General features: G+C 72.3%; 3 protein-coding genes and 1 pseudogene. 3 read left to right on the top strand and 1 reads right to left on the bottom strand.

The window, feature by feature from the left end; translation table 11 throughout:
• Positions 1-297, bottom strand: a pseudogene (locus tag AB0J52_RS33455) (ABC transporter ATP-binding protein); the annotation flags it as partial.
• A gap of 1,493 nt (positions 298-1,790) precedes the next feature.
• Between AB0J52_RS33455 and AB0J52_RS33450 the strand changes: the two are divergent.
• From AB0J52_RS33450 to AB0J52_RS33440, 3 genes are all read left to right on the top strand, one after another.
• Entirely contained in the window at positions 1,791-1,997 is a 207-nt protein-coding gene (locus AB0J52_RS33450) for a cold-shock protein (RefSeq protein WP_117359821.1), read from the top strand.
• A gap of 252 nt (positions 1,998-2,249) precedes the next feature.
• Entirely contained in the window at positions 2,250-2,648 is a 399-nt protein-coding gene (gene hisI / locus AB0J52_RS33445) for a phosphoribosyl-AMP cyclohydrolase (protein ID WP_500186864.1), read from the top strand.
• The coding region (locus tag AB0J52_RS33440; protein WP_500186863.1) for a Trp biosynthesis-associated membrane protein at positions 2,645-3,253 on the top strand (609 nt) is incomplete at its 3' end. The genes hisI and AB0J52_RS33440, both read left to right, overlap by 4 nt.

Raw genomic sequence — 3,253 nt, 5'->3', positions numbered from 1 at the left:
GTCGAACGCGGGCAGGACGGTGTGCTGCGTGGCCCAGCCGAGCGCCTGCGCCGTCCCGACCGTCATCGCGCCGTACAGGGCGCTGGCCAGCACCGAGATGGCGAACACCCGGGGCTCGGCCCGGATGGCCACCCCGAGGACCCGCATCCCCTCCCGCAGGATCTGCCCGGTGGAGGAGGCCCCGTCGGCCCCCAGCTCGGCCGCGGCGGAGGCCGTCGTCGCCTCCTTCCGCTCCTCCTTCCGCCCACCGCCGGAGACCGGCGCGGGGGAGGGGCCCGCCGCGACGCCGTTCTCCACCGGCCTGCGGCCCTCCGCCGCCGTGTCGGGCGCGGAAGCGCCGCCGGTGGCGTCGGTTGTGGCGGGGGCCGGGGGGACGGAGGGGGCTTGGTCGGGGGATGAGGCTCCGCGTCGAGATGAGCCTGCTGGCACGGGGGCTCCTTGGGTCAAAGGGTTGAGGGCGCGACTATCCCTACCATCCGGGCGTATCGGGTATTCCCACCATGATCACCTCGGGCCCCCGGGTGGGCGGTCGGGTGACCGCCGCCGGGCCTCCCGCCGGAGGCGTCGCTCCCGGCAGTCGCGCCCGTTCCCCTGAGGTGTGCGGGGAATACGAGGCGTCCCCGATGGTTAAGGTGGACGGCTCGTCCTGGAGGCGAGGCCGGACGCCCGAGTCCGGGGCGGAGTCCTGGGCCGAGGGTCTGGGGGGCGGGGCCGCTCGCCGGCGGGTCGGTGCCGTGCCGCCGCGTTCAGGGGCGGTAGTCCGGCCGGAGTGCCGACACGGTTCGCAGTCGGCATGGGTCCGCGCCGGGTTGTTCGGTGAAGGGACGGAAGGGGAATCGGGGCCGCGGCCGAGTCGCCCTTCGCACACTCTTCTTGACGTCGAGAAAATGGCGTGGGTCGCCGACTCCTTTGTTCACCGCGACGCCATCTGCCGTCCGCGCCCCGGTTCCGAGTGCCCTCGGCATGCGTACACGCGACAGAACTCGTCTTCGGCGCATAAAAATTGCCCTCTATGTCCTTAAAAATGTATCCATAGGACACAGGTTGGGTGCGTCGCGAGGGGCGCCCGAGGTGCGGTCGGGCGTGTCGGCGGCTCCGCGGTCGGATGGCGCGGGGGAGTGGTGGCAGGCACCGGCGAACCGCCTCCGAGTTCCCCGCGAACCGGATCCGGTCATGGGTGGGGCTCAGGAGGTTCCAGAGGTTCCGGAGGTTCGGTATCTCCTAGTACGACAGGCCGATCGGTCCCTCGGTGCGTCGCGCGGGTCCGCCGCGCACCATGACCACCCGGTCGCTTCGGGTGGTCCGGGGCCGGGACGGCCGCCCAGGCCCCGCGCGCTCCGCTCTCGGCGGAACTTCTCCATGTTTGGGAAACGGCGAGTCGGCTTGGCGGCCCCCTTCCGGCGCGTGCGCGGACACTCCGCCCCGTTCGGTCGGAATCGCGCTTATCACCATGGTGGCCAGCGCGAATCCGCGCCCTCCCCGGCACCGAACAAGCGCCGAACTCGCATCGACGGATGTCCGTCAGGTGTCGCCCCGATGTGTCGTGCGGGTCGGCGGCGCTCGGGGCGCCGATCGAAAGGGTTGCGGCTCCTGCGTTTTACGCGGATCCGGTGATACTGTGGTCCGGTCGGTTGCAGTCGTGGTTCTCGATCGTTTGTACGGACGCCCGCGGACTGATGGCAGCGGGCGTTTTGGCTATCCGGGACCATCCCGGGCGGCGAGAGCGTTCCGCTAGCAGCCGCGCTGGGCCCGCGAGGTGTGGGCCCACGTTTTGCCGCAAGGAGAAAGACATGCCCCAGCAGGGCACCGTGAAGTGGTTCAACGCCGAAAAGGGCTTCGGCTTCATCGCCGTCGACGGTGGTGGCCCCGACGTCTTCGTGCACTACTCGGCGATTCAGACCTCCGGGTATCGCTCGCTGGACGAGAACCAGCGCGTCCAGTTCGAAGTGACGCAGGGTAACCGGGGTCCGCAGGCTGACCAGGTCGTCCCCCTGTAACACCCGCAGTCGTCCGCGCGGCCCGCGTTCCTTTCGGAACGCGGGCCGCGCTGCGTTCCGGGTGCCTTTCCCTTCCGCTCCCTCCGCGCGCGGCTCTCCGGCCCGTCCGGCGCGCTGTGTCTTTCGTCACTCGCGTTCGCGCCGGACCTCCGTCCCGCCCGCCAAGGCGCGCCCGGGCCCGCCCTAAGGGCTGACCTGGAAGGGGGACGGAAAACGGGACCTGGACGCGGACGGCCGGGGGCCTGCGGCAGAATGGACCGCATGTCCGCTGCCCCTTCCGAGTCCTCACTCGACCCCGAGATCGCCGCGCGGCTCAAGCGCGACGCCGACGGGCTCGTCGCCGCCATCGCCCAGCAGTACGACACCGGTGAGGTGCTGATGCTGGCGTGGATGAACGACGAGGCGCTGCACCGCACGCTCACCACGGGCCGCGCCACCTACTGGTCGCGCAGCCGCCAGGAGTACTGGGTGAAGGGCGAGAGCTCCGGCCACCAGCAGTGGATCAAGTCGGTCGCGCTCGACTGCGACAAGGACGCGATCCTCCTCAAGGTGGACCAGGTCGGCGCGGCCTGCCACACCGGCGACCGGACCTGCTTCGACGCCGACGTCCTGGACGCGGCGGTCGGCGAACGGCCCGCCGAGCAGTCGTGACCTCCGCCCGGGAACGCGGCGTCGCGGCCCTGGTGTGCGCCGCCGGAGCCGGGCTGACCCTGCTCGCCGCCGGCCAGGGCTGGGCCACCGTCCGCGCGCAGAACGCGATCACGCCTTTCACCCAGCACCTCACCGGTCACGACCTCGGCCAGTTCGCGTCCGCGCTCGGCTGGGCGGGGCTCGCCGGGCTCGCCGCGCTGTTCGCCACGGCCGGACGGGTCCGCGCGGGCGTCGGGCTGCTGCTCGCGCTGTTCGGCGCGGGCGTCGTGGTCACGTCCGTGACCGCGTCCCGGCCCGGGCACGTCGCCAAGATCGCGGCGGAGAAGAGCGCGCTGATGAGACTCGGCGCGCACCCGGTCGTCCACGTGGAGCCCTGGTGGGGGCTGTCCATGGCGGGCGGCGTGCTGCTCGCCACCGCCGGCCTGATCGTCCTGGCGCGGGGTTCGCGCTGGCCCGGGCTGTCGGCCCGGTACTCGCGTCCCGAGCAGGCCGCCCGGCCCGCGGGCGCCGAGGACACGGGCAGGACCGGCGCCGACGGTCCCGCGGGGTCCGGCGCGCTCCGCGACATGCTCGCCACCGTGGACGACCTGACCACGATCGAGATC

Source organism: Spirillospora sp. NPDC049652, from assembly GCF_040675125.1.
In the GTDB taxonomy this organism is placed as follows: Bacteria; Actinomycetota; Actinomycetes; order Streptosporangiales; family Streptosporangiaceae; genus Spirillospora.
The sequence above is the reverse complement of the archived record's forward strand: the minus strand, read 5'-3'. Positions and strand labels throughout refer to the sequence as shown.